Below are 1,281 nucleotides of genomic sequence, written 5' to 3'. Positions count from 1 at the left end.
ATAAAATCAAGCGAAGTGAACCGTAAAAAAATTGTGCTGTTTGAGTGCGTAGCACGAGTTCACAATTTTAGGTTCACAAGCTTAGAGTTTATTTATTTTTGTAGTCTAGATATTTGTGCAAACTGGTTTTCTGCTTTGCAATTTTTGAAACGGTCTATTGTTCTCCAATCAAAAAAGAGCATCACGTGATGCTCTCATAATCTATTTTACTAATTTTTTAAGTGGTGTTTTCTTCAATGTTTGGATAAATACTTCATTTTTACCGAAGAACAATATTAAAGTGTAGCCTATGACGCTGATGAAGAATACTGCCAACAAGTTAAGCGTGTAATGTGTAATAAATTTTGTGACTACAAACTTTGTCAAAAGTATCCACAAAGCTCCTGCTACTGCATATTTCATTGTATAGAATAATTTGTCCATTTCAAAGTAAACTCTTGCTTCTTTAAATTCAAATAGACACACAAGAACTACTACTAATTCTGAAATCGCCGTAGTCACTGCTGCACCATTTTGTTGCCAAAGTGGTATGAAAACTAGATTTAACCCTACATTTACGAACGCCGATACCGTCGTCGCTTTTAAGTTCAACGCTTCTTTTCCCAATGGAACGTTCATGCACGTTGTGATTACACCACCAGTTATTGCGAAAAATACTGACACTGCTAGAATTTGCAACGAAAGTGTCGCCGCAATGAATTTTTCTCCAGAGAGAATGTAGACGATATTTTTGGATAAAACTCCAAGTCCTGTGCACATTGGTATCATTAATAATAGCAAGAAACTCGAGATTTCTGTCAACAAATGTCTGAATTCTGTCTTGTCATCCAATGTCGCAGCTTTTGATAATCTTGGAATTGTAACCATGTAAATCGCGCCGAGCATTTGTTTTACAACGGAATACACCTTCACGCTTACTGCATATAGTCCTGTGTAAAAATCTCCCGAAATCCAGCCAAGCATTGTCATGTCTGCACTTACATACACCAAAACTGCGATGCTATTTGAAAAGAATAGCATGATGGGTTTAAAGTGTCTTTTCAGATTTAGTTTGAGTGTTGGTTTCAAACTTACATATCTTCTTACATGTAACATATTTGAAACGCACACCAAACCATTTACGAAAACCGTAAGTCCAGCGTATTTTAAGTAATCTTCTTGGGTTTTTACTACGAAAAATAATAAAATTACACCAATAGTTTGAATTATGATACTTCTGATTGTAATGTACAAATAATCCTCGTGGATTGCGTTGACCCATTCAACTCCAAGTGTCGCGAA

Annotated in this window: 1 protein-coding gene; it reads right to left on the bottom strand. The window is 35.6% G+C overall.

Annotated features, from left to right (window positions below; all coding sequences use genetic code 11):
• Window positions 1-201: 201 nt before the first annotated feature.
• A partial coding sequence (locus KHW44_RS09735) for a polysaccharide biosynthesis C-terminal domain-containing protein (protein WP_304068929.1) occupies window positions 202-1,281 on the bottom strand: 1,080 nt, incomplete at its 5' end.

Origin of the sequence: Finegoldia magna, assembly GCF_018371055.1 — a bacterium.
Classification (GTDB): Bacteria; Bacillota; Clostridia; order Tissierellales; family Peptoniphilaceae; genus Finegoldia; species Finegoldia magna_I.
The sequence above is the reverse complement of the archived record's forward strand: the minus strand, read 5'-3'. Positions and strand labels throughout refer to the sequence as shown.